Source organism: Micromonospora sp. MH33 (genome assembly GCF_003013775.1).
In the GTDB taxonomy this organism is placed as follows: domain Bacteria; phylum Actinomycetota; class Actinomycetes; order Mycobacteriales; family Micromonosporaceae; genus Micromonospora; species Micromonospora fulviviridis.
In genome coordinates, this window is sequence record NZ_MUYZ01000006.1 from 42,827 (window position 1) to 68,054 (window position 25,228).

General features: G+C 72.0%; 23 protein-coding genes and 1 pseudogene. 20 read left to right on the forward strand and 4 right to left on the reverse strand.

Annotated elements, in window-relative coordinates:
* The first annotated feature begins 5 nt into the window (after positions 1 to 5).
* From B0E53_RS02560 to B0E53_RS02610, 12 genes are all read left to right on the forward strand, one after another.
* Positions 6 to 2,105 (forward strand): hypothetical protein, encoded by a 2,100-nt coding sequence (locus B0E53_RS02560; protein WP_210405882.1) that lies wholly within the window; start codon positions 6 to 8, stop codon positions 2,103 to 2,105.
* Between the two features lie 26 nt (positions 2,106 to 2,131).
* Positions 2,132 to 4,303: a hypothetical protein gene (locus B0E53_RS02565; RefSeq protein ID WP_210405883.1), complete on the forward strand. Its 2,172-nt coding sequence runs from the start codon at positions 2,132 to 2,134 to the stop codon at positions 4,301 to 4,303.
* A 34-nt stretch (positions 4,304 to 4,337) separates the two neighbouring features.
* Positions 4,338 to 5,600: a Gfo/Idh/MocA family oxidoreductase gene (locus B0E53_RS02570; protein WP_246835190.1), complete on the forward strand. Its 1,263-nt coding sequence runs from the start codon at positions 4,338 to 4,340 to the stop codon at positions 5,598 to 5,600.
* A 23-nt stretch (positions 5,601 to 5,623) separates the two neighbouring features.
* Positions 5,624 to 6,859 carry a sugar ABC transporter substrate-binding protein gene (locus B0E53_RS02575; protein ID WP_107074461.1) on the forward strand — a complete coding sequence of 412 codons (1,236 nt, stop codon included), beginning with the start codon at positions 5,624 to 5,626 and terminating at the stop codon, positions 6,857 to 6,859.
* Between the two features lie 94 nt (positions 6,860 to 6,953).
* Positions 6,954 to 7,856 (forward strand): sugar ABC transporter permease, encoded by a 903-nt coding sequence (locus tag B0E53_RS38430; RefSeq protein ID WP_210405884.1) that lies wholly within the window; start codon positions 6,954 to 6,956, stop codon positions 7,854 to 7,856.
* Positions 7,853 to 8,746, forward strand: a complete 894-nt coding sequence (locus B0E53_RS38435; protein ID WP_210405885.1) for a carbohydrate ABC transporter permease — start codon at positions 7,853 to 7,855, stop codon at positions 8,744 to 8,746. The genes B0E53_RS38430 and B0E53_RS38435 overlap by 4 nt, the downstream gene beginning before the upstream one ends.
* A 5-nt stretch (positions 8,747 to 8,751) precedes the next feature.
* Positions 8,752 to 9,774: an NAD-dependent epimerase/dehydratase family protein gene (locus B0E53_RS02585; RefSeq protein ID WP_210405886.1), complete on the forward strand. Its 1,023-nt coding sequence runs from the start codon at positions 8,752 to 8,754 to the stop codon at positions 9,772 to 9,774.
* 2 nt (positions 9,775 to 9,776) lie between these two features.
* Positions 9,777 to 10,784 carry a hypothetical protein gene (locus tag B0E53_RS02590; RefSeq protein WP_210405887.1) on the forward strand — a complete coding sequence of 336 codons (1,008 nt, stop codon included), beginning with the start codon at positions 9,777 to 9,779 and terminating at the stop codon, positions 10,782 to 10,784.
* Between the two features lie 100 nt (positions 10,785 to 10,884).
* Positions 10,885 to 11,865, forward strand: coding sequence for a hydroxyacid dehydrogenase (locus B0E53_RS02595; protein WP_210405888.1), 981 nt, complete (start codon positions 10,885 to 10,887; stop codon positions 11,863 to 11,865).
* An 80-nt stretch (positions 11,866 to 11,945) separates the two neighbouring features.
* Positions 11,946 to 12,785: a fumarylacetoacetate hydrolase family protein gene (locus tag B0E53_RS02600; RefSeq protein ID WP_107074464.1), complete on the forward strand. Its 840-nt coding sequence runs from the start codon at positions 11,946 to 11,948 to the stop codon at positions 12,783 to 12,785.
* Positions 12,782 to 13,723: a GNAT family N-acetyltransferase gene (locus B0E53_RS02605; RefSeq protein WP_107074465.1), complete on the forward strand. Its 942-nt coding sequence runs from the start codon at positions 12,782 to 12,784 to the stop codon at positions 13,721 to 13,723. The genes B0E53_RS02600 and B0E53_RS02605 overlap by 4 nt, the downstream gene beginning before the upstream one ends.
* 107 nt (positions 13,724 to 13,830) lie before the next feature.
* Positions 13,831 to 14,685, forward strand: coding sequence for an SMP-30/gluconolactonase/LRE family protein (locus B0E53_RS02610; RefSeq protein WP_107074466.1), 855 nt, complete (start codon positions 13,831 to 13,833; stop codon positions 14,683 to 14,685).
* Between the two features lie 114 nt (positions 14,686 to 14,799).
* Here B0E53_RS02610 and B0E53_RS40000 read toward each other — a convergent pair whose 3' ends face one another.
* From B0E53_RS40000 to B0E53_RS02630, 4 genes are read right to left on the reverse strand one after another with little or no spacing between them, the layout of a single operon-like run.
* Positions 14,800 to 15,243, reverse strand: a complete 444-nt coding sequence (locus B0E53_RS40000; RefSeq protein ID WP_107074467.1) for a DUF202 domain-containing protein — start codon at positions 15,241 to 15,243, stop codon at positions 14,800 to 14,802.
* Complete coding sequence (locus B0E53_RS40005) at positions 15,240 to 15,710, reverse strand: DUF202 domain-containing protein (RefSeq protein WP_281492824.1); 471 nt, start codon at positions 15,708 to 15,710, stop codon at positions 15,240 to 15,242. The genes B0E53_RS40000 and B0E53_RS40005 overlap by 4 nt, the downstream gene beginning before the upstream one ends.
* Positions 15,704 to 16,411, reverse strand: coding sequence for a sulfite exporter TauE/SafE family protein (locus tag B0E53_RS02625; RefSeq protein WP_168215194.1), 708 nt, complete (start codon positions 16,409 to 16,411; stop codon positions 15,704 to 15,706). The genes B0E53_RS40005 and B0E53_RS02625 overlap by 7 nt, the downstream gene beginning before the upstream one ends.
* 18 nt (positions 16,412 to 16,429) lie before the next feature.
* A complete protein-coding gene (locus B0E53_RS02630; protein WP_281492825.1) occupies positions 16,430 to 17,296 on the reverse strand; it encodes a hypothetical protein in 867 nt (288 codons plus the stop codon).
* 124 nt (positions 17,297 to 17,420) lie between these two features.
* On the opposite strand from B0E53_RS02630, the gene B0E53_RS02635 reads away from it, so the two are divergent.
* The 8 genes and pseudogenes from B0E53_RS02635 (at position 17,421) to B0E53_RS02665 (ending at position 25,227) form a co-directional block, all read left to right on the forward strand.
* Complete coding sequence (locus B0E53_RS02635) at positions 17,421 to 18,203, forward strand: DeoR/GlpR family DNA-binding transcription regulator (protein WP_146167565.1); 783 nt, start codon at positions 17,421 to 17,423, stop codon at positions 18,201 to 18,203.
* 224 nt (positions 18,204 to 18,427) lie between these two features.
* Positions 18,428 to 19,594 carry a mandelate racemase/muconate lactonizing enzyme family protein gene (locus B0E53_RS02640; RefSeq protein ID WP_107074471.1) on the forward strand — a complete coding sequence of 389 codons (1,167 nt, stop codon included), beginning with the start codon at positions 18,428 to 18,430 and terminating at the stop codon, positions 19,592 to 19,594.
* Positions 19,591 to 19,728, forward strand: a complete 138-nt coding sequence (locus B0E53_RS37300; protein ID WP_168215195.1) for a hypothetical protein — start codon at positions 19,591 to 19,593, stop codon at positions 19,726 to 19,728. The genes B0E53_RS02640 and B0E53_RS37300 overlap by 4 nt, the downstream gene beginning before the upstream one ends.
* Before the next feature lie 7 nt (positions 19,729 to 19,735).
* Positions 19,736 to 21,046: pseudogene (locus B0E53_RS02645) on the forward strand (aldehyde dehydrogenase family protein); the annotation flags it as partial.
* On the forward strand, positions 21,043 to 22,149 hold the full coding sequence (locus tag B0E53_RS02650) for a 6-phosphofructokinase (protein ID WP_107074473.1): 1,107 nt from the start codon (positions 21,043 to 21,045) through the stop codon (positions 22,147 to 22,149). The pseudogene B0E53_RS02645 and the gene B0E53_RS02650, both read left to right, overlap by 4 nt.
* Positions 22,150 to 22,160: 11 nt before the next feature.
* On the forward strand, positions 22,161 to 23,456 hold the full coding sequence (locus B0E53_RS02655; RefSeq protein ID WP_107074474.1) for a sugar ABC transporter substrate-binding protein: 1,296 nt from the start codon (positions 22,161 to 22,163) through the stop codon (positions 23,454 to 23,456).
* 5 nt (positions 23,457 to 23,461) lie between these two features.
* Complete coding sequence (locus B0E53_RS02660) at positions 23,462 to 24,415, forward strand: sugar ABC transporter permease (protein WP_107074475.1); 954 nt, start codon at positions 23,462 to 23,464, stop codon at positions 24,413 to 24,415.
* Complete coding sequence (locus B0E53_RS02665) at positions 24,412 to 25,227, forward strand: carbohydrate ABC transporter permease (RefSeq protein ID WP_107074476.1); 816 nt, start codon at positions 24,412 to 24,414, stop codon at positions 25,225 to 25,227. The genes B0E53_RS02660 and B0E53_RS02665 overlap by 4 nt, the downstream gene beginning before the upstream one ends.
* The last annotated feature ends 1 nt before the right edge of the window (position 25,228 follow it).

Here is a 25,228-nt window from a genome sequence, read left to right on the forward strand (position 1 = left end):
TCTCCATGGGTCTACTTGGCACGTCCGCACCCACCCCCCACGACCAGATTCAGCGCGTCGACACCGTCGCCGACCTGGCCGCCCTCACTCCCGCCACGCTGACCGCCCGCACGCTGGTGGTCGTCGCCGGCTACCACACCCCCGGCGACGGCGGCGGCAGCACGCTGCGCTGGGACCCCACCAGCACCGCCGCCGGCAACGGCGGCACCGTGCACGACCCGTACCCGAACGGCAGCGACCGGCGTGGCCGATGGCTGGCCGTGCACGACGGGGTCGGCGACTTCCGGCGGTTCGGCATCTTCGGCCGGGAGACCCCCGCCGACGCCGCGCTGGACGCCATGGTCACGGACCCGGCGATCCACCGGGTCGAGGCCCACACCGACCTGCGCTTCGTCAAGCGGCACACCTTCGGCCGCAGCGACATCGAGCTGGACTTCGGCGGGCACACCGTGCACACCGACGGCATCGAGCGCAACACCCACGACAACCCGTTCGGCGCGGTGCTCTACTTCCGCGGCACGGTGACCGACACGGTGATCACCCACACCCTCACCGAGACCGTCCCCGAGCTGACCGACGTGTTCCAGGTCCCGGACTCGGCGCGGTTCACCGTCGGCCAGTGGTGGACCGCCACCAGCAACGCCCTCAGCGGCGCCGACGAGCGCGAACTACAGAAGATGGTCCAGGTCACCCAGATCGTCGACGGCACCCACATCCGCGTGGGCTACCTCAACGGCTGGACCCTGGAACCGGGCCGCAGGATCACCTGGCGACGGGTCGAGCCGGTCCGGTGGGCGCACGTACGCAACATGGTCTTCCTCGGCCACGTCGCCTTCACCGGCGAGTACCCCGGATCCGGGCCCGACGACCGCGAGTACAGCGGCTCCCACCCCGTCGCCTACGAGTACGCCGTGCGCTGCGACGTGTCCGGCATCGACGCCACCGGCACCTGGTGGCCGGTGATCATGCGCCGCTGGTGCACCCACTTCACCACCGCCAACTGCACCCTGAAGAACCCGCCGACCGTCATGTACGGCGGCGCCGGCTACCTGACCCAGCAGATCTACTGCCTGTACGGGCACGTCGTGGACTGCCGCAGCGCCAACGCCCGGCACCTCAACGACCTCACCGCGTCGGCGTACTGCACGGTGGAGAACTGCCACGGCGATGGCGACGACGCCGGCGGCAACCCGTTCACCACCCACGGACAGTACGAGCACGACCTGGTCTTCACCGGCAACTCCGGCCTGATGGACATCGCCAACAGCGGTGGCCAGTGGGGCATCAGCGCGAAGCGGATCACCGTCCGCCGGCACCTCTGCTCCTGGTTCGTGGCCGGCACCAAGATCACCGACCTGACCCTGGAGGACGTGCGGGTCATCCCGCGCTCGACCTTCGACCCGGCCGGCACACTCCAGGTCAACGCCGACGGCGCGCAGCTGCGCGGCTGCTCGGCGCGGACGCTGAGCATCGCCCAGCGCTCGGCCCGCTCGGGCCGGCCCACGATCATCGCCGACTGCGACTTCGACCAGCCCGCCGGCACGGTGATCGTGCAGACCCCGGTGAGCAACCCGGTGCACTTCGTCCGCACCACCTTCCGCGGCCTCGACGGGGCGATCCTGCGCGGCTCGGGTCCGGTGCACTTCACCGACTGCACGCTGACCGGGACACCCGGCGCGGTGCCACTGCTGGTCGGCGCGGCCGAGGTGGTGGTACACGGCGGCACGCTGACCGACACCGGCATCGAGCTGTCCGCCGTGCGCGACCAGCGCCTCGTGCTCGACCGCGGCGCGGTGGTCACCGGCACCAACGCGCGGCGAGCCCTGCTGACCCGGGCCGCCGGCACCGGGGCCGTCCGGATCGAGCTGGGCGACTACCGCAGCACCGCGGCCGACCCGCAGACCGCGCACGTGCGCATCGACGCCGGCGTCAACCGCTACCGCGCAGTCGGCGCCCGCTTCTCCGGCGGCCGGCTGACGCTCGCCGACGCGGCCTTCGGCGCCGCCTCCACCCTGCTGCACACCGGGTGCGTCGAGGAGGGGGTCGCCCGCGAGCTGCCCGCCGAGTCCGCCCGCGTCGTCACCGGCGACACCCTCACCCTCTGATCGCCCCCGGAAGAGGAGACACCCCCATGAACCGCTCCGAACCGACCTCCCGCCGCACCCTGCTGCGCGCCTCCGGGCTCGGCGGGCTCGCCCTCGCCGGCACCGCCCTCGCCCTCTCCCCCGCCACCGCCGCCTCCGCCGTCGACCCGGACAGCACGACGCCGCTGGCCCCCGGCCTCAACGGGGTCCTGCACGTGGGCACCGTCGCCGCCCTGCTCAACCTCAAGCCCAACACCCTGCGCGACGGGCAGGTCGTACACGTCGACGGGCACCTCACCGCCGGTGACGGCGGGGCCCGGCTGGTCCGTTGGAACGCGGCCAGCACCGCCGCCGGCAACGGCGGCACCGTCCTCGCCCCCGCCAACGACCGACCCGGCCGCTGGCTCCAGCTGCACGACGGCGCCGTCGAGTTCCGGCACTTCGGCATCTTCGACGCCAAGACCCCCGCCGACGCCGCCCTCGAGGCGATGGTCACCGACCCCACCGTGCACCGCATCGAGGCCCACTCCGACCTGCACTTCGTCAAGCGGCACCGGTTCACCCGCAGTGACCTGGTGCTCGACTTCGGCGGGCACACCATGTCCACCGACGGCATCGAGGACGCCGGCCGCGACGACCCGTTCGCGGCGGTGCTGTTCTTCCGGGGGAAGGTCACCGACGAGGTACGCACCCACACCCTGACCGAGGTCGTCCGGGAGGGCTGGGACTCGTTCCAGGTCGCCGACTCCTCGGCGTTCGCCGTCGGCCAGTGGTACGCCGTCGAGGTCAACCGGCTCGCCGGCAGCTGGGAGCGGGAGCTGCAGAAGCTCGTCCAGGTCACCCAGATCGTCGACGGCACCCACATCCGGGTCAACTACAAGAACGGCTGGGAGCTGGCTGCCGGCCGCACCCTCACCTGGACCCGGATCGAGCCGGTCAGCCGGGTGCACGTACGCAACCTCGTGTTCACCGGCAACGGCGCCGACCAGTACACCGGCTCCCACCCCGTCGCCTACGAGTACGCGGTGCACTGCGACGTCGCCGACATCGACGCCACCGGCAGCTTCTGGCCGGTCATCATGCGGCGCTGGTGCACGCACTTCCACACCGCCCGATGCACCCTGAAGAACCCGACCTCGGTCACCTGGGGCGGCGCCGGCTACCTCACCCAGCAGATCTACTGCCTGTACGGGCACGTCGAGGACTGCCGCACCTCCAACGCCCGGCACCTCAACGACTGGACCGCCTCGGCGTACGGGTACGTCACCAACTGCCACGGCGACGGCGACGACCAAGGCCCCTTCGTCACCCACGGCCAGTACGAGCACGACCTCGTCTACACCGGCAACTCCGGGCTCATGACCTTCGCCAACTCCGGGGCGGCCTGGGGCTCGGCGGCGAAGCGGATCACCGTCCGCAAGCACGTCTGCTCCTGGTTCGTGGCCCGCGTGAAGATCACCGATCTGACCCTGGAGGACGTCCAGGTCATCCGCAAGGCCGGCCTGGCCGGCTCCGGGATGCTGTGGGTCAACGCCGACGGCGTGCAGCTACGCGGCTGCTCCGCCGACGACACGCTGATCATCTCGCAGCAGTCCACCCGGTCGCAGCGGCCGAACGTCATCGAGGGCTGTTCCTTCACCCTCGCCACCGCCGGCACCGACGTGGTGCAGGCCAACGTCACCACGCCGGTGCACCTGGTCCGCACCACCATCCGCGGCGTCGACGGGCACACCTTCAGCGGCAGCGGGCAGCTGCACCTGACCGACGTGACCCTCGTCGGCGCCCCCGACGCCGCGCCGGTCACCGTCAAATCCGCCGACCTGCGCGTCTGCGGGGGCACCTTCACCAACGCCGGCATCCGCCTCGCCGGCACCGCCGACCAGCGGATCAGCGTCGGCGGCGGGGCCGTGCTCAGCGGAACCAACACCGCCAAGGCGCTGCTGTCCCGCGCCGCGGCCACCGGCGTCGTCCGGTGGGAGCTGGGCGGCTACCTCAGCACCACCTCCGACGCCGGCACCGCGCACATCACCGTCGACGCCGGCACCAACCGGTACTCCGCCGTCGGCACCCAGTTCACCGGCGGGAAGCTGCGGCTGGCCGACGCCGGCTTCGGTGAGGGCTCGTACCTGCACCACACCGGGTGCGTCGAGGAGGGCGTGTCCCGCGAGCTGCCCGCCGCCGGCCCGCGCATCCGCGACGCCGGGAACCTGACGGTCTGACCACACGCAGCAGCGAGAGAGAGCGAGGAGCCAGGTGGAACAGCAGGACCGGCCGGTGCGGGTCGCGCTGGCGGGCGTGGGCAACCGGGGCCAGACGTACGCCCGGTGGGTGGCCGCCAACCCCGCGCGGGCGCGAATCGTCGCGGTCGCCGACCCGCGGCCGCACCAGCGGGGCCTGGTCGCCGCCGCCCACCCCGGCGCGGCGGAGTTCAGCGACTGGCGAGACCTGCTGGCGGCGGACGTACCGGCCGACGCTGTCGTCGTCGCCACCCAGGACCGGATGCACGTCGAGCCGGCCGTCGCGTTCGCCAAGGCCGGCCGGCACCTGCTGGTGGAGAAGCCGCTCGCGCCGACGGCCGACCAGTGCCGCGAGATCGTCGACGCGGTGCGCGCCACCGGCGTGCTGTTCGCCGTCTGCCACGTGCTGCGGTACACCCCCTACACCGACCTGGTGAAGCGGGTGGTGGACAGCGGGGTGCTGGGCGAGATCGTCAGTGTCCAGCACCTCGAACCGGTCGGCTGGTGGCACTACGCCCACTCCTACGTGCGCGGCCCCTGGCGGCGGGAGGACCTCGCCACCCCGATGCTGCTCGCCAAGTCCAGCCACGACCTGGACTGGCTCGGCTACGTCACCGGCCGGCGCATCGAGCGGGTCGCCAGCTTCGGCGGGCTCCACCACTTCCGGCCCGACCAGGCGCCGGCCGGCGCCGCCGCGCGGTGCCTGGACTGCACGGCCGAGCCGGGCTGCCCGTACTCGGCGCCGAAGCTGTACCTGCCGGTGCTGCGCGAGCGCGGGTCGATCTGGCCGGTCAGCGTGGTCACCGACGGCACCGACGAGGCCGCGCTGATCGAGGCGCTGCGCACCGGCCCGTACGGGCGGTGCGTGTACTCCGGCGACAACGACGTCGTCGACCACCAGGTCGTGGCGATGGAGCTGACCGGCGGCGTCACCGCCACCTTCACCATGGCCGCCTTCACCGAGCAGACCCACCGGCAGACCCAGCTGTTCGGCACCCACGGCTCCCTCTCCGGCGACGGCGAACGGGTCCGGGTGCACGACTTCCGCACCGACCGGATCGAGGTCCTCGACGCCGCCACGGTCGGCGGGTCCACCGCCGCCGACGACCACGGCGGCGGCGACACCGGACTGATGGACGCCTTCGTCCGCGCCGTCGCCACCGGCGACAGCCACCACATCCGGTCCGGGCTGGACGAGACCCTCGCCAGCCACCTCGCGGTCTTCGCCGCCGAGACGGCCCGGCACACCGGCACGGTCGTCACCGTGCCCGCGCAGTGAACCACTCAGAAAGGAACGCACAGATGAGACTTCGAAGGTTCGCACCGGTCGCGGCCGCCGCGCTGGTGGCCGGTCTGCTCAGCGCCTGCGGCGGCGGCTCCGACGCCGGCGGCGACAAGCAGAGCGTCACCATGTGGATCTACCCGGTGATCCCCGACGAGGCCACCCACCGCGGCTTCTGGGACAAGCAGGTCGCCGCGTTCAAGGCCGACCACCCCGACATCGACGTCAAGGTGGAGATCTTCCCGTGGGCCAAGCGGGAGGAGTCGCTGACCGCGGCGATCGCCGGCGGCAAGGGCCCGGACGTCGTCTACCTGATCCCCGACCAGCTGGGCAAGTTCAACAAGATGATCGAGCCGGTGGACGAGTACGTGCCCGCCGACGCGAAGGCCGACTACCGGGAGAACGTCCGGGCCGCCGTCACCCTCGACGGCAGGATGCTCGGCGCACCGCTCCTGACCAGCAGCAACCCGCTGATGTGCAACGCGAAGGTGTTCACCGCCGCCGGGATCACCGAGTACCCGAAGACCTGGGCCGACCTGCTGGCCCTCGCGCCGAAGCTGAAGGCCAAGGGCTTCGACGCCACCAACTACTACGCCGACCCGAGCGCCACGCTCAACCAGTCCTTCTACCCGCTGCTCTGGCAGGCCGGCGGCGACGTGTTCAACGCCGACGGCACGTCCGTGGCGTTCAACGGCCCCGAGGGCGTCAAGGCACTGACCTTCCTCAAGCAGCTCGTCGACGGCGGCTACGTCGAGAAGGACCTGATCACCAGCATCCCGGCCTTCGAGCAGACCAACGTGGCCAAGAACAAGGTCGCCTGCACCTGGCAGCACGTCCCGGCCGACGTCGAGAAGTTCTGGGGCACGGAGAACATCAAGATCTTCCCGCCGCTGAGCGACGCCAAGAGCGTCGGCTACGGCACCGTGGGCAGCCTGTCCATCCTCAAGGGCAGCAAGGCCAAGAAGGCCGCCGGCCAGTGGGTCACCTTCGTCACCGCGCCGTCGGTCGCCTCCGCGTACGACGTCGCCGGCGGCTACTTCTCGGCCAAGACGTCCGCCGGGTCGCTGTACCCGCAGGACCCGGTGAACACCGAGATGGAGAAGACCCTGGGCAGCACCACCGTCGGCCCGCTCAACGAGAAGAGCCGCGAGGTGATGGGCGTCCTCGCCCCCGAGATCCAGGCCGCGCTGATCGGCAAGAAGACCCCCGAGCAGGCGCTCGCCGACGCGGCCAAGGCCGCCGACGCGCTGCTCTGAACCCCGCCGGCCCGCCGCCGCACCGCGGCGGCGGGCCGGGCGCCACCACACCGGCCGCAGCGGCCGATGTCGAACCTGCGAAGAGGATGGCGAGATGGCCGTACCTGCTCAGCTGCCGGCCCGGCGGGCCCGGCGGGTGATCGCCCGGCGCGAGGCACGATGGGGTCTGCTCTTCGTCCTCCCCGCATTCCTGCTGTTCCTGGCGTTCCGCTTCGGCCCGGCGATCGCCGGGCTGGTGCTCGGCTTCATGGACTACACGATCGGCGGCGACGCCGAGTGGACCGGGCTGGAGAACGCCCGGCGGCTGGCCGACGACCCGGTCTTCTGGCAGGCGCTGCGGGTCACCGCCGGCTACACCGTGCTGTACGTGCCGCTGACCGTTGCCGCGTCGGTCGGGCTGGCACTGCTGGTCCGGCGCGGCTTCCGCGGCGTCGGCTTCTTCCGGTCGGTGTTCTTCCTGCCGGTCGTCACCAGCCTGGTGCTGGTCGCCACCATCTTCTCCTGGGTGTTCTCCTCCGGCGGCCCGTGGTCGCGGATCCTCGGCTGGGTCGGCCTGCCCGACGACTCCTGGCTGGCCTCCAGCACGCTGGTCCTGCCGGCACTCGCGCTGATCGGCGTGTGGTCGCACTTCGGGTACGGCATGCTGATCGTCCTGGCCCGCCTCCAGGACCTGCCCAGAGAGCAGGAGGAGGCCGCCCTCACCGACGGCGCGGGCGCGTGGCAGCGGTTCCGCTTCATCGTGCTGCCCCAACTCAAGCCGGTGCTGTTCTTCCTGCTGGTGATCGAGACGACCGCCTCGTTCCAGGTCTTCGACCTGGTGTACGCGATGACCGGCGGCGGCCCCGCCCGCGCCAGCTACACCCTCGTGATGGCCCTGTACGACCAGGGCTTCAAGTACTTCGACCTCGGCTACGCCAGCGCGATCGGGGTGGCCCTGTTCGTGATGACGCTGGTCGTCGCGCTGATCCAGCGGCTGACCCTCGGGAGGGACAAGTGACCGCCACGACCACCGCCCCCGCGCCCACCCCGGCGCCCCCGCTGCGGCGCCGGCGGCGCTCGTACCGGGCGTTGCAGCCCGGGCCCGGCGGCACCGTGCTGCGGTACGTGCTGCTCGCCGTGGCCAGCGTGGCCACCCTCTTCCCGTTCTACGCGATGGTGGTGCTGAGCCTGAAGCCCGCCGCCGCCGTCGAGTTCCCCGGCAGCCTCCTGCCCTGGCCGATCGAGTTCGACGCGTACGCGACGGTGCTCGACTCACGGAACATCCTGCGCTGGCTGCTCAACACCACCATCTACTCCGTGGTCAGCGTCGTCGCGGTGCTGCTGCTCGCCGCGATGGCCGGGTACGCGTTCGCGAAGAAGCGCTTCCCCGGCCGGGAGACCATGTTCTGGTCGTTCCTGGCGATGGTGATGGTGCCGTACCACGTCACCCTCATCCCGACCTTCATCCTGATCGCGAAGGTCGGCGGGGTCGACACGTACTGGGGGCTGATCCTGCCGACCCTGGCCAACGCGCAGGCGGTGTTCCTGATGCGGCAGTTCATCCAGGGCCTGCCCGACGAACTCTTCGAGGCCGCGACGATCGACGGCGCCTCCGAGTGGCGGATGTTCGTGCGGATCGTGCTGCCCCTGTGCAAGCCGATCCTGGCCACCCTCGGCGTGTTCGTCTTCCTGTGGCACTGGAACGACCTGCTCTGGCCACTGATCATCGGGCAGAGCGGGGACATGCGCACCCTCACCGTCGGCATCGCCTCCCTCCAGCAGGAGCAGGTGCCGCTCAACGTCATGCTCGCCGGCTCGGTCGTCGCGTTCGTGCCGATCTTCGCCGCCTACCTCGTGGGCCAGCGGTACTTCACCGAAGGCGTCACCATGTCCGGAATCAAAGGATGAGTTCAGTGTTCAACAGTGAGTCCGAACTGGAGGACCGCCTCGCCCGGCCCTCGGTGGCGCTCGTCGCCGACCTGGCCGGCGGCTCCGGTGACCTGGTGGTCCTCGGCGCCGGAGGCAAGATGGGCCCGTCGCTGTGCCGGCTGGCCCGCCGGGGGCTCGACGCCGCCGGCCGCTCCGGCGACCGGGTGTACGCCGTGTCGCGCTGGTCGGACCGGACGGCCGCCGACGCACTGGCCACCGACGGAGTGGAGCCGGTGGCGTTCGACCTGCTGGGCGACGGCGACCTGGCCGGACTGCCCGACGCCAGCGACGTGATCTTCATGGTGGGCGCGAAGTTCGGCACCGCCACCGCCCCGTACCTGGCCTGGATGGTCAACGCGGTGCTGCCCGCAGCGGTGGCCCGGCGCTACCCCGCCGCCCGGATCGCCGCGTTCTCCACCGGCAACGTCTACCCGATGGCGCCGGTGGCCTCCGGAGGCTGCGTGGAGACCGACCCGACCGGCCCGCTCGGCGACTACGCGATGAGCTGCCTCGGCCGCGAGCAGGTGTTCGCGCACGCCGCCGCCACTCGGGGCACCCCGGTCGCGGTGCTCCGGCTCAACTACGCCGTCGACCTGCGCTACGGCGTGCTCGCCGACATCGGCCAGGCGGTGCTCGCCGGAGAGCCGGTCGACGTCACCACCGGCCACGTCAACGTGGTCTGGCAGGGGTACGCCAACGAGGTGGCGCTGCGGTCGCTGGGGCACGCCTGCGCCGACGTGTTCACCCTGAACCTGACCGGCCCGGAGACCGCCCCGGTGCGCCGGATCGCCGCCCGCATGGGCGAACGTCTCGGCCGGCCGGTCAGCTACGTCGGCACGGAGGCGCCGACCGCGCTGCTCAACGACGCCACCCGCTGCCACGCGCTGTTCGGCTACCCGGACGTCCCGCTGGGCACCCTGATCGACTGGCAGGCCGACTGGCTGGCCGCCGGATTGCCCACCTCGGGCAAGCCCACCAAGTTCGCCGTCCGCGACGGGAGGTTCTGACCGTGTCCCTGGACCTGCTGCGCGAGGGGACCGTCATCCCCGCACACCCGCTCGCGCTGACCGCCGACCGCCGCCTCGACGAACGGCGGCAGCGGGCGCTGACCCGCTACTACCTGGCCGCCGGGGCCGGCGGGCTCGCCGTCGGCGTACACACCACCCAGTTCACGATCCGGGAGGCCGGCCTGCTGCGACCGGTGCTCGCCCTGGCCGCCGAGACCGTCGACGCCGAGGCCGGACGGCCGGTGGTGAAGGTCGCCGGGGCGTGCGGCGACACCGCCCAGGCGGTCGCCGAGGCGGAACTCGCCGCCGAGCTGGGCTACCACGCCGTCCTACTCTCCCCCGTCGTGCGCGGCGCCGACGAGGCGTACCTGCTCCGGCGGGCACGCGCGGTCGGCGAGGTGCTGCCGGTCATCGGCTTCTACCTCCAGTCGGCCATCGGCGGCCCGCGCCTGTCGACGGCGTTCTGGCGGGCGTTCGCCGACCTCCCGTCGGTGGTGGCGGTGAAGCTGGCCCCGTTCGACCGGTACCGCACCCTGGAGGCGGTGCGCGGGGTGGCCACCGCCGACCGGGGCCGGGATGTGGCGCTGTACACCGGCAACGACGACCACATCGTCGGCGACCTGCTCGGCGAGTTCGCCGGCCGCCGGTTCGTCGGCGGGCTGCTCGGCCAGTGGGCGGTGTGGACCCGCGCCGCGGTCGCCCTGTTCGCGCAGGCACGGGCGGCGCGGGGCGGCGACGGGGCGGCGCTGGCGGAGCTGACCGGCCGGTCCGCGGCGGTCACCGACGCGAACGCGGCGGTGTTCGACGCCGCGAACGGCTTCCACGGCTGCATCGCCGGGGTGCACGAGGTGCTGCGCCGGCAAGGGCTGCTCGACGGGGCGTGGTGCCTCGACCCGGCCGAGGGGCTGTCCCCCGGCCAGGCGGAGGAGCTGACCCGGGTGATCACGGCCTACCCGTGGCTCACCGACGACGACTTCGTCGCGGAGCATCGCGATGACTGGCTCCGCTGAGCCGCCGCCCGGGGCCGGCCCGGGCGGCGTGCCCCGGTCCCCGGCCGGCCCGCCCGTGACCCCGCCTCCTGGCGCGCACCGTCCGGTCACTGTAGTCTCCGTGTCCGCCCCGCTGCGGGCCCAGTTCTTCCCCGACCGGGTCGGCGACCGGCTGACCACGGTCACCGACGCCACGCTGGTCGACGACCATGCGGCACTCACCCGGGCCGACCTGGCGCCGCTGCTGGCCCGGGCCGAGGTGCTGGTGACCTCCTGGGGCGTCCCACGGCTCGACGCGGCGCTGCTGGACCGGGCCCCGGCACTACGACTGGTCGCACACACCGGCGCCTCGGTCAAACCGTTCGTGACCCCCGAGCTGTTCGCCCGCGGCATCACGGTCACCCAGGCCGGGCAGGGCATGGCCCGGTCGGTGGCCGAGGTCGCCCTCGCGTTCACCCTGGCCCTGCTGCACCAGACGCCCCGCTTCGACCACGCGTTGCACGCGGGCGCCGGCTGGAGCCGGGCGGAGCAGGCACCACCCCGGCACGAAATCCTCGGCTGCCCGATCGGCGTCGTCGGCGCGTCCCGCACCGGCCGGGCGTACCTGGACCTGGTCCGGGCCCTCGGCGCGGACGCCAGCGTGTACGACCCGACCCTGACCAGGGCGAACGCCGCCGCGTTCGGCGCCCGGCTGGTCAGCCTCGACGAGCTGTTAGCCGGTAGCCGCATCGTCGCGCTGCACGCGCCGACCCTGCCGGAGACCCGGCACCTGCTCGGCGCCCGCGAGTTGGCGCTGCTGCCCGACGGCGCCGGGCTGGTCAACACCGCCCGGTCCTGGCTGGTTGACGAGGCGGCGCTCGTCGCGGAGCTGTCCCGTGGCCGGATCGACGCCGCGCTGGACGTCTTCGACGAGGAGCCGCTGCCCACCGGCCACCCGCTGCGGGCGCTGCCCAACGTGCTGCTCACCCCGCACCAGGCCGCCGGCACCGTGCAGGGCCGCCGGAGGCAGGGCGAGATCGTCGTCGACGAGATCGTCCGGTACGCGACCGGCCGGCCCCTCAGCCACGCGGTGACGCCCGAGATGCTCGCCCGGACCGGCTGACCCGCCGTCGCACACCGCCCACCCGTACGCGATCGACCCGGGGCCCGCCGACGGGTCCACACCACCACGGAGAGGACATCATGAGGTTCATGCGGATCGGCCCGGTCGGCGCCGAACGGCCGGTGCTGTTCGACGGCACCAGTTACTTCGATCTGACCGGGGTCACCGCCGACATCGACGCGGCGTTCCTCGCCGCGGACCCCGTGGCGCGGGTACGGGCGGCAGGTCCGCTGCCCCGGCTCGACGTGACCGGGGAGCGGATCGGCGCCCCGATCGCCCGGCCCGGGGCGGTGCTCTGCATCGGGCAGAACTACAGCGCGCACGCCGCCGAATCCGGGGTCGCCCCGCCCGAGCGGCCGATCCTGTTCCACAAGTCGCCGAACACGGTGGTCGGCCCGTACGACCAGGTGCTGATCCCGCGCGGCTCGACGAAGACCGACTGGGAGGTCGAGCTGGCCGTGGTGATCGGCAAGCACGCCCGCTACCTCGACTCCCCGGCCGACGCGCTCGCTCACGTGGCCGGCTACGCGGTCACCAACGACGTGTCCGAACGGGACTACCAGTTCGCCGACCCGGGCGGCCAGTGGTCCAAGGGCAAGTCGTGCGAGACCTTCAACCCGCTCGGCCCGTGGCTGGTCACGCCGGACGAGGTGGGCGACCCGCAGGCGCTTCGGCTGCGTTCCTGGATCAACGGCGAATCACGGCAGGACTCCCGCACCGCCGACATGATCTTCGACGTGGCGTACCTGATCTGGCATCTGTCCCAGTTCACCGTGCTGGAACCGGGCGACCTCCTCAACACCGGCACCCCGCAGGGGGTGGCGCTCTCCGGCCGGTTCCCCTACCTGGCGGCAGGCGACGTGATGGAGATGGAGATTGACGGGCTCGGCCGCCAGCGCACCGTGCTCGCGCCGGCGTGACCACCCCCGTCGACTACCGCCCGGCCACGCCGGCGGACGTACCGTCGCTCCAGGCCACCTGGGCCGAGGCGTTCACCAGCGCGCACGTGACCCAGCTCTACGCCCACGACCCCGGCCGCCTCGCGCGCACCTTCGTCGCGGTGGAGGCCGGGACGGTCGTCGCCGCCGTCTACTACCTGCCACGGCGGGTACGCAACGCCGCCGGCGGCGTCGACCTGGTCGGAGGCGTCGCCAACGTGGCCACCCGGGTCCGGGCGCGCGGCCGGGGTCACATCCGCCGCCTGCTCGACCTGGCCGTCACGGCGATGGCCGCCGACGGCTGCGCCTGGTCGTTGCTGTTCACCGGCACCCCCGGCGTGTACCTGTCCAGCGGCTACCGCCCGTTCGCCCTGCACTACCCGAGCGGTCGACCGGCGGCGGCCGTCGCTCCCTTGCCGCCGGACTGGATCGTCCAGGCCGAAGCCGGAGTGGACCGGGCGCAGCTCGCCCCGTTGCACGAGGCGTTCAACGCCCGCCGCCCGCTCAGCACCGTGCGGGACGCCGACGACTGGCGGCTGCGGGTGCCGGTGTGGTACGCCCCACCCACCCAGCTGCTGGTCGCCCGGCACCAGGGCCGGACGGCCGGCTACCTGGCCGCGCAGTGGGCGCCCGGGTGCGTGCGAGTGGTCGAGGTGGCGGCGCGCCCCGACCGGCCGGAGGCCCTGCGCGCCCTGTTCGGCGCCGTCGCCCGCACCGCCGTTGGGCGCGGCGTACGGGAGTGCGTCGCCCGGCTGCCCGCCGACCCGGCCATCGACGCCGCGCTGCCGTACCTCCTGACCGACCCGGTGACGCAGGCCGACGCCACCGGCATGGTCCGGCCGATCCACGCCGCGCCGGACCATCTGGCCGCGATCACCGGGGCGCCCGGGGCCTTCCACTGGCCGGCCGACTACCTGTGAGCAGCGGACCGCACCCCGCGCGGGCCGGACACCGGTCGTGGCCGGATGGTGGGGGATGTGGTGGGGCCGAGCGCCCCACCGTCGGCACGTTTCGGAGAGGAGGCTCGATGGGTGTCGTCGCGCAGGTCACCCCGCCGGTCGCCGAGCACGGCGAAGGACCGGTGTGGTGCCCGGCCGACCAGCGGTTGCGGTGGGTCGACATGCTGGTCGGGGACATCCTGGCGCTGGACCCGGTCACCGGGGTGATCACCCGCCGGCACGTCGCCCCGGTGGTCGCGGCCCTGCGCCCGCGGTCCGGTGGTGGGCTGGTCGCCGCCGTGGAGCGGGGCTTCGCGCTGCTGACGGACGACGCGGTGGAGCTGCTGCCCGAGAACTGGTCGGACCCGTCGATCCGGATGAACGACGGCGGGTGCGACCCGCTGGGGCGGTTCTACTGCGGCTCGATGGCGTACGACGCCGCGCCGGGTCGGGCCGCGCTGCACCGGCTCGGCCCCGACGGCGCGGTCGAGACGGTGCTCACCGGGCTGACCGTCTCCAACGGGTTGGCCTGGACCCGGGACGGCAGCACCGCCTGGTACGTCGACTCGGCCACCCACCGGATAGACACCTTCGCCTTCGACCCGGCCACCGGTGAGCTGCACGACCGGCGGCCGGTGGTGGCGGTGCCGCCGCAGGTGGGCACGCCGGACGGGCTCTGCCTCGACGTCGAGGGTGGTGTCTGGGTCGCGCTGTGGGACGGCGGGGCCGTGCACCGGTACGCGCCGGACGGTCGCCGCACCGCCGTCGTGGAGCTGCCGGTCCGACGCCCCACCGCGTGCGCGTTCGGCGGCCCCGACCACGCCGACCTTTACATCACCACCTCCCGCCACGGCCTGCCGGCGGACGACCGCTCCCCGGCGGGGGCCTTGTTCCGGATCCGGCCCGAGGTTCCCGGCTTCCCCGATCACACCTTCGCCGGCTGACCAGTCGGGTGCCCCACGAACTTCATCCCACCGCGGCGTTGCCTCTGGTGGCCGCAGGGCAACGCCAACCCGTCAACGACGGGCGAGTGTCGCAGCGTCGCGAGCAGGTGCGTCTCAGGGTGACCTGTGCAGTACGGCGAGCGCCACGCTGAGACCGCCGGCGGCGGTTGCGAGCGTGACCGCCGCGAGCCAGGGGCCGGGCGGGCGGGCCGAGCTCAGCACGGCCGGGGCATCGGAGGGCGGAAGGCGCCGTCGCAGCGCCGCTGCGGCGACGATGACGACCGTCATCGCGCTGACGACGGCGGCCAGGAAGATCCGTCCGCCGAGGTGCGGCAGGAGGAAACGTCCGGCCGTGGCCGCCGCGACGGCAAACGCCGTTGCTGTACGCCGCCAGGCCAGCACCGTCCGTTCCAGCTGCAATCCGCGGTCAGCCGAGGAGACAGGACCTGAGGAGGGACTTGCGGACGGCGAAGAGTCCGGGAGCGGCGAGCAGCTCGGCGAGGGCGGAGCGTCCGAGGCGACGGAGGAGCCACGAGGCGAGGAGCGGAGGTCGGTCACAGGATGAGACCCAGGAGGACCAGGACGCCGACGAGCATGAGACCTGCACCGACCGGCACGGCCATCAGCGGTGGCGGGAGGCTTCTTTCCAGCCTCAGGGCGAGCTCGGTGCGGACCCAGCCGAACCAGGCCTGGGCTGGGGCGGCAGCGCCCAGCAGGATCAGCACGATCGCTGACGCCCGGCGCAACCCGGGCACGATCGGCAGGTTCACCGCCTCCAATGCCACACCTGCGGCGAAGAGCGCCAGAGAGGTACGGATCCACGCCAGGAACGTGCGCTCGTTGGCGAGGCTGAACCGTGGATCCGGATCGCTGCCCTGGCTGAAGACGCGGCGGGGCCACCGAGCCGACGCGTCCGCGGACCTCGGCCCGCCCGAGTACGTGGATTCGGCAGGGAGAGTGCCGCGCGACGAGGCGCCCGTCCCGGCTGGGTCGGCCTGTCGACGCCGCAGGAAGCCTTTCACCACGCCGCCAACCCCTTGACGATCGCGATGGCGCTTCCCGTGAGGGCGAGCGCCAGCATGCAACGTCGGGTAGCCGTCTGCGGCAACAACCGCTGCAGATAGTGCCCGCCACCGATCCCTGCCAGCATCGCCGCCCCGCAGGCCAGCAGCAGTGTCCAGGACAAGACCGGGGCGCCCTTCGCCGCAAGGGACAGCACGTTGGTGACCAGGCCGACGAGCTGCACGGTCGGGACGAAGCTTCGGTGCTCCCAGTCGGTACTCACGGCGTAGACGGCGAGCGGCGGTCCGCCCGTCCCCGCGGTCGTGTTGAAGAAGCCTGACGCGAACCCCGACGCCATCGCCCCGCTGCGGTGCCTGAGGAACGGCATGCTCTGGCCCACCGCCACCCAGGCCACTGATCCCGCCGTGATCAGGCCGATGCCGACGAGCAGGACGCGGCCCGGCAGTTCCCGGACCACCCAGACTCCCAATGGCAGGGCCAGGATCACGCCGGCGATCATCTGGACGGCCACGCGGCGGTGCAGCGCCCGGGCGGTCACGCACAGCACGATCAGGTTGATCACCGCAGAGAGCAGGTTGGCCAGGGTGACGCCCGAGAAGGGGCCGAGGATCACGACCAGAAACGGGGCGGCGACCAGGGCAAAGCCCAGGCCGGTTGCTCTCTGCATGGTGGCGCCGAGCGCGACCGCACCGACGGCGAGCACGTCACCGACGGGCACCATTTAGTGCGACACGGCGTCGTCGACCACGTCGGCGAGGCGTCGCAGCCGGTCGACCGAGATCGTGCGCAGGTCGTCGGCCATGGTCGGGCTGCCGACCACCGAGGCCCAGACCGCGCGGCCGGCGAGGAAACCGGAGGCCCCGGCGCGGCAGGCGAGTCGCACGGCTTCGGGGAAAACCTCCGCGGGTACGCCGGAGGACAGGACCACCCATGGGCTGCTGATGACCGACGACAGCGCGGCGCACCCGGCGGTTATCTCGTCCGGGGTGCCCTTGCCGTGGGTTGGTACCTCCGACTTGTAGAGGTCGGCACCGAGGGCGCCCAGCTCGCGGGCGGCCGCGTGGATTCCCGCTTCGTGGTCGTACGCGCCGCCGTCGCGCGGGCCACGGGACACCGGTTCGATGATGCTGACCAGCCCGGCCTCGCGGCAGCGGGCGACGAAGTCGGTGACCATGGCGATGCGCGGCTCCGGCGCCTCATCCGGCCGGTAGAGCACGAGCAGCTTGAGGGCCTTCGCGCCCTCCTTTCGTACGGTCGTGGGGTCGACCTCGGGGTCGATCGCCACGTCCGCGACGAACTCGGTGGCGCTCGGGGTGAAGGCGTCGGCCGCGGCGATCAGCGCGCAGGACGGGTCGACGGCGTTGTCCGCGATCACGGCGTCCCAGCCGAACTGCTTGTCGACGAGTATCGCGGACGCGTACGGGCTCAGTGCGCGGGCCGCGTCCACCTTGAATGCGGTCAGCTGCGCGTCGGTCACCGGCTCCGGCTGGCGTGCGGCGAACATGGCCCGCAGCGCTTCGCGTTGGTCGACAGCGAGCATGGCGTAGCCGCCTGAGGGGCGGGCGAGGATCGAGGGGTCGGCGGTCACTGTTCCTCCAGCGCACGAGCGGCCGGTCCGCCGCCGAGGTCGGCGGCGTCGAGGCACTGAGATCAAAGGATGGTTGAAAACTAACATCCGTTGGTAGCGGAAGAACAGAGGCTAGACTACCGACGTGTCAGTGGAAGCCATGCGCTACGACGGCGCCCCGCAGCGGCGGACGCACATCATGGCCGCCCTGCGCCGGGCCGGCTTCCTCTCGGTCGCCGACATCAGCGCCCAGCTCGGCGTCTCCCAGATGACGGTCCGCCGTGACCTGCGGCGACTCGCCGAGAACGGCGAGGTCCTGCTCGTCCATGGCGGCGTCAGCCTTCCGCCGGGCGGCGTCGGAGGCCCTGGGTACGCCTCCCGCGCGCTCAGCCACGCCGGCGCCAAGCGAGCGATCGGTGCCGCGGCGGCCCGCCTGGTCCAGCCGGGCGACACGATCGGGATCGACAGCGGCACGACCGCGGCCGAGGTGGCCCACACGCTGCCCGAGGACTTCGACGGCTGCGTGATCACCCATTCCGTCCCCGTGCTCGCCCACATGCTGTCCCGGCCCAGGTCAAGGGTCATCGGGATCGGCGGGGAACTGCTGCACGACAACCAGGCGATGGTGGGTTTCGCCGCGCTGGATCTCGTCCGGCGCATGCGGGTGCGCCTGCTGTTCCTCGGCGCGAGCGCGGTCGACGAGCGGGGCGCGTACGTGCGCTCGGAGGTCGAGCTGAGCGCCAAGCACGCCCTCATGGACATCGCGGACGAGGTCGTGCTGCTCGTCGACGCGAGCAAGCTGACGGCCACCGCTCCGGTTCAGGTGTGCGGCTTCGACCGCATCGACACCCTGGTCGTGGACGGTCCGCTGCCCGACCCGGTGGCCGCGGCCGCACGCCGCACCGGCACCCGCATCCTGACCGTCTAGTTCGGCGAACCGGCCGGACGCGGTGCGGACCACCCGCAGTGGTGGCGAATTCGCCCGCGACGTCCCGCCACGCGGGAGTCAGCGGAACCGAAGCACCCCCGGCTGAGGCATAAGAACCTTTTGCCGGGTGCAAAGTCGGCGCTTTTCTTTGTTTCGAACTCTTGACGTCCCGGTGAAGCGCGTTCAAGACTGCATGCAGATAGCGTCAACGTGAGAGAAGGCACATGGACCTCAAGGCCGCACCCTCAGCCGCGGAGACCCCGGTGGTCACGCTGCCGGACGCCGCGGTGGTGGACGTGCGGTGCCGGGTCTTCCGGGCACGGCCCACCGAGCCGATCGCCATGTCCTTCGCGCCCCTGACCCACCGCGTGATGGTCCTGGTCGAGGTCGAGCTGGCCGACGGTTCGGTCGGCGTCGGCGAGAGCTGGGCGAACTACCCGTCCTGGGCATGGCGTGAGCGACTCGCCACGATTCACGACGGCGTCGCGCCGCTGATGACGGGCCGCCGCTTTCCCGACCCGGGCACCGCCCAGCGGGCGCTGCTCGCGCAGTTGGCGCCACTGGGCCGCCAGTGGGGTGCACCCGGCCCGGTCCACCAGGCGATCAGCGGCGTCGACATGGCCCTGTGGGACCTCGCCGCCCGCCACGCCGGCACCAGCCTGGCCCGCCTGCTGAGCGCGAACCCCCGCACGGAGCTGCCGGTGTACGGCTCCAGCCTCGGACCCACCGGGGTCGCCCAGGTTGCCTACCGCTGCGCCGCGCTCGGGCTCACCGCCGTCAAGGTCAAGGTCGGGTTCGGCGCGGACACCGACCTCGCCAACGTCGGAACTGCCCGGCGGATCCTTGGCGACCAGGTGCAGATCTTCGCCGACGCCAACCAGGCGTGGCGGCTGGCCGATGCGCTGGAGATGGTGCCCGCGCTGGCCGATCTCGGCGTCGCCTGGGTCGAGGAGCCGCTGGCCGGCGACCGTCCCGCGGAGCTGGCCGAGCTGAGCCGCCGCACCGGGGTGCCGCTGGCGACCGGGGAGAACCTCTACGGCGCGGCAGCGTTCGGGCCGTACCTGGAAGCGGTCGAAATTCTGCAGCCCGACCTCGGCAAGGTCGGCGGCGTCACCGAGTACCTGGACGTGCTGGCGGCCGCGGCAGCGGCCGGGCGGACCGTGAACCCGCACCTCTACAACGGTGCGGTCGCCACCGCCGCGACCGTCCAGGTCGGCGCGATCTCGTCCGCTACCCGGCTCATCGAGTGGGACATCCGCTCCAACCCGCTGCGGCAGGCCGCCGACGGCCTGCTCACCGCCCACGGCACGGTCCGCGTGCCGGACGGGCCCGGATTCGGCATCGATCTCGACCAGGACCAGCTCGACGCGTACGAGGAGCAGCTACCGTGACCGACCCCATCGTCAACGACATCCTCTCGGCGGCCACTGCCGTGCGCGTAACGGGCCGGACGGCGGGCGGACCGCGGCTCGCGGTGCTCGAGGCCGGCCACCGGCGAGCCATTCACCCAGGTCAGCACCGGTAACGGTGCCGACGCGGCGGCGGCACTCGGTCTCGCGCAGCAGGCCCTGCCCGTCTGGGCGGCTACGCCGCCGGCTGCCCGGTCGGCGGCGCTGCGGGCCATCGCCGCAGACGTCGAGACGCTCGCCGCGGAGCCCGAGTGGCCCGCCCTGATCACCCGGGAGAGCGGCAAGCGACTCGCCGAGTCGGCCGCCGAGCTGGGGCTGACGGTCGCCTATTTCCGGATCATGGCCGACCTGCTGGACCGGCAGGAGACCGAGCAGCTGTCGGTCGTACCCGGGATCAGTCATCGGGTGACCACGCGGCCTGCCGGTGTGGCCGCGGTCCTGACTCCATGGAACTTCCCGGTCTCCATCCCGGCTCGCAAGATCGCGCCGGCGCTGGCGGCCGGGTGCCCGGTGCTCTTCAAGCCCTCCGAGCTGACGCCGCTGTCGTCGATGGTGCTGGCCGCGGTCGTCGAACGGCACGTGCCCGCAGGGGTGCTGTCGACCGTGCTCGGCACACCCGCCGACGTCGTCGACCCGTGGCTCGCCGACCGGAGCGTCGGCGTCGTGTCGTTCACCGGGTCGACCCGGGTGGGGCGCCTGGTCGCCGCGGCCACGGCGCCGCGCTTCCTGCGTACGGTGATGGAGCTCGGTGGTTGCGCGCCTTTCCTCGTGCTGCCTGACGCGGATCCGCAAGCCGCGGCGCAGACGCTGCTGGTGGCGAAGTACCGAAACAACGGCCAGTCCTGTATCGCCGCGAACCAGGTCCTCGTGGCTCGCCAGGTGGCGACCGAGTTCACCGAGGCGTTCATCGCGGCGACGGAGAAAATGGTCGTCGGCGTCCCCACGGATCCGGCCACCGACCTCGGTCCCCTCGCTCCGGCCTCGGACCCGGCCCGGATGGCCTCGCTCGTCGAGGAAGCGGTGAGCAAGGGCGCGCGGCTGGTCACGAGCGGCGCCGTCCCGGAGAAGGGGCACTTCGCCCCGGCGACCGTACTGCTGGACGCGCCCGTCGACAGCCGGGTGATGACCGACGAGATCTTCGGGCCGATCGCGCCGATCCACGTCTACGACGACCTCGACGACGCGCTGGCCCTGCACCATGCCACCGGGTACGGCCTGGCCGGCTACGTCTGCGGCGAAGACCTCGACCGCGCTCACGCCGTCGCCGACCGCCTCTGCGCCGGCATCGTCGGCATCAACACCGGAACCCCGAACACGCCGTGGATCCCGTTCGGCGGTGTGCAGGAGTCGGGGCTCGGGTACGAGGGCGGCCGCCCCGGGCTGGAGGCCTTCCAGACCTTCCTGTCCGTCGGCTCGAAGGCGCAGGTGGGATGATGCGCCTGCTCATCGGACAGACCGGCGCACCGACCAGCGTCGTCAACGCCAGCCTCCGCGGTTTCCTCGAGGCGGCGGCGGATCACGACGTGCTGGCGCTGCGGGGCGGCCCGGACGGCCTGGTCGAGGGTCGACTCACCCCGGTCACCGCCGCCGACGTGCCGGTCGCCGCGACCCGGCACGGCGGATCCTGGCTCGGCGCCGGGCGGCGGGCGGTCACGGAGGAGGACCTCGACACCGCACTCGACGTCCTGGCCGCCAACGGTGTCGAAGGCCTGGCACTGATCGGCGGCAACGGGACGATGGCGCTGCTGCACGCCCTCGCGAACCGGGCCGCCGCGACCGGGCGCGAGCTGAGCGTCGTCGGTATCCCGAAGACGGTGGACAACGACCTGGTCGGCGTCGACCACTGCCCCGGGTACGGCTCCGCCGCGCGCTACCTCACGAAGGTCGTCCCGGACCTGGCCCGCGACCACGCGGCGATGTCCGGCATCGAACCGGTCCGCATCGTGGAGACCCTCGGCCGCTCGGTCGGCTGGCTGGCCCTCGCCGCGACCTGGCACCGCGACGATCCGGCGTACGCGCCGCACCTCGTCCTGATCCCGGAGCTCACCTTCGACCGGGCGGCGTTCCTCACCGCCGTGCGGGATGCCCTGCGCACGCACGGGCGGGCATTCGTGGTGGTCAGCGAGGGCGCGGCCAGCGAGCTGACCGACGACCCGTTCGAGGCCGTCAACCACACCCGGATCATCCTCGGCGGCGTCTCCAGGGCGCTCGCCGGGCTGGTGAGCACCGAGCTGGGGGTCGCCGCCCGCGGCGAAGTGCTCGGCATGGTCCAGCGCAGCAGCGGCGCGCTCGCCAGCGACGTCGACCGGGCGGAGGCGGCGGAGGCAGGGCGACACGCGGCGAAGCTGCTGGCCGACCGCGCCACCGGACTGATGGTCGGCCTGCACCGCAGCGCCGGCCAGACCGGGTACGACCCGGTGCCGCTCGCGGAGGTGGCCGGCCGTACCCGGCCGGTACCCCCGCAGTGGCGAAGCACCAATCCCGCCGACCTCGGCGACTTCCACGACTGGCTCTCCCCCCTGCTCGGTCAGAACTGAAAGGCATAAAGATGCGGCACAAGATCTTGAGCGCCGGGTTCGCCCTGGCCCTCGTCGGCGGGCTCGCTGCCGGCTGCGGCGGTGGCGACTCGGGCGGCAGCGCCAACGAAATCTCCCTCGTCATGTCCAACCACCCGTGGCAGAAGGCCATCGAGCCGCTGATCCCCGAGTTCGAGAAGGCCTCGGGCGTCACGGTGAAGGTGCAGACCTTCGCCGAGCAGCAGGCCCGCGACAAGATCTCGCTGACCCTGCAGTCGCGCAGCTCCTCCATGGACGTCTTCATGACGCTGCCGTCGCGCGAAGGCCTGCAGTTCAGCAAGGCCGGCTACTACGCTCCGCTCGACGACTACATGAGCAAGTCGGCCGCTTACGACGCCGCCGACTTCCCGGCCGCGGTCAAGACCGGCATGACGGTCCAGAACAAGATGATCGCCGCGCCCGTGAACGTCGAGGGTGTCGTCCTCTACTACCGCACGGACCTGTTCAAGCAGTACGGCATCACGCCGCCGAAGACCCTCGACGAGCTGCCCACGGTCGCCGCCGCGATCAAGCAGAAGTCCGGCGGCAAGGTCACCCCGATCGCGCTGCGCGGCCAGTCCGCCGCCCTGCCCTTCACTTTCGGCCCGTTCCTGCACTCCCAGGGCCTGGAGTGGACCAAGCCGGACGGCACCCCGAACTTCGACGCGCCCGGCGCCGCTGACGTGATCGACCGGTACGCGACCCTCGCCAAGGATTACGGTCCGCCCGGCGTCGTCAACAACACCTTCACCCAGTCCTCGGCGCTCTTCGCCGCCGGCAGCGCGGCGATGGAGTTGGAGTCCAGCAACGAGATCAGCAGCATCAACGACCCGAAGACCTCGAAGGTGGTCGGCAAGATCGGTGTGCTGGACTTCCCGGCCGGCTCGGCCGGCTCGAAGTCGACCGTCCTGAACTGGGGCATCGCGATGTCCTCGTACTCGAAGCACAAGGACGCGGCCTGGAAGTTCATCGAGTGGGCGACCGGCAAGGCCACCCAGCTCAAGCTGACCGCGGGCGGCATCGCTCCGCCGCGGACCTCCGTCGCCCAGGACCCGTCGTACACGGCCACGCTGAACACCGACACGCTGAAGCAGTGGAGCAAGGCGCTCGCCAACGTGCAGACGAACGGCTCCACCGAGGTCGGCCCGGTCGGCGTCTCCGCCCCGGAGATGCGCAAGGTCGTCGGGGACGCCGTCGGCAAGGTGATCCTCGGCCAGTCGGACGCCACGGCCGCGGCCAAGGAGATCCAGGACGGCCTGACCCCGCTGCTGGCGAAGAACGCCGGCTGAGTCCGATGAGCGACCTGATGACGAAGCCGCCCGCCGCCTCCGGTTCCGCCAGTGCGGAGCCGGGGGCGGGGGCCCCGGCTCCGCGTCGCCGCCGGGTCGACCCGACGGCTCGGGGTGTCTGGCCGTTCGCGCTGCCGGCCGTGCTGGTCACGGCCGTGCTCGTGCTGGTGCCGATCGCTTATACGATCTGGCTCTCCGTCAGTGACCGGCAGTCCGACGGGACGAACTCGGGGTTCCTCGGGTTCGCCAACTACGCCGAGATGTTCGGCAACCCGCAGTTCTGGAACTCGCTGAAGGTCACGCTGTTCCTCTTCGTGGTCTGCCTGCTGGTGGAGACCGTCCTCGGGCTGGCGCTGGGGTACGTGATGAGCCTCGACGTGCCGGGCCGGCGGATCTTCCAGGGCATGATGCTGATCCCGGCGATCACCGCATCGGTCGCGGTCGGCCTGGTCTGGCTGCTGATCATGGACCCGTCGCTCGGCACGGCCAACCAGATCCTCGCCAAGGTCGGTATCGACCCGGTGGTGTGGCTCGGCGACCCGGACATCGCGCCCTGGTCCATCGCCCTGGTCGACATCTGGCAGTGGACGCCGTTCATGGCGCTGATCATCTCGGCCGGGATCCGGTCGCTACCCGAGGAGCCGTTCGAGGCCGCCGCGCTGGACGGGGCGAGCGGTTGGCGTACGGCCTGGAACGTCGGACTCCCGCTTCTGCGCCCGGTGCTCACCGTGGCGATGCTGCTGCGCACGGTCGACCTCGTGCGCTTCTTCGACACGATCTACATCATGACCCAGGGGGGTCCGGTGAACTCCACGAACACCCTCAACGTGTACGGCTACAACGCCGGCTTCGTCGACAACGAGCCCAGCTACGCGGCCACCCTGCAGATCGCCCTGCTCGTCCTCGTGATCCTGATCGCGGGCGGGTTCACCTGGTTCCGGCAGCGGGCCTCGCGATGACCAAGCGGCTCAGCGGCGTGTACGCCGCCTACCTCGTCTTCACGGTCATCTTCTTCGGCCCGGTGCTCTTCATGCTCTGGTCGTCCCTGCGCAACAACGTCGACATCACCGGCTCGCTGTTCAACATCGCCTCGCCGCTGACGCTGGACAACTTCACCAACCTCTTCGAGCGCTTCGAGTTCGGCCGCTACATCGCCAACAGCTTCATCGTGGCCGGCGGGTCGACGATCCTCGGGCTGGTACTCGGCGCGCCGGCCGCGTACGTGATCGTGCGCCGCAGGTTGGCCGCGCTGGGCTTCGTCACGCTGCTGGCCCGCATGGCGCCCGGCGTGTTGTTCGTCCTGCCCCTCTTCGTGCTCTCGATCCGCATCGGTGGCCCGGACAGCGTGGCACTCAACTACACGCTGCTGATCGTCGCGCACCTGATCATCACGCTGCCGTTGTGTATCTGGCTGCTGGTGCCGTTCTTCGAGGAGATCCCGATCAGCATCGAGGAATCGACGCTGATCGACGGCGCGAACGCCTGGCAGCGGTTCCACCGGATCGCCCTGCCGCTCGCCCTGCCCGGGCTGTCGGTCGCGCTGACGCTGAGCTTCATCTTCAGCTGGAACTACTTCCTGTTCGCACTGGCCCTGGCGAACGAGCGGACGCTGCCGCTGACCGTCATCGCGTTCAACTTCATCGGCCAGGGCTCCAACGACTTCGGCGGCCTGATGGCCGCGAGCACGCTCATCTCCGCACCCGCCCTGCTGCTGACGCTCTTCGCGCAGCGCTGGCTGGTCCGCGGCATCACCGGAGGAGCCGTCAAGTGAC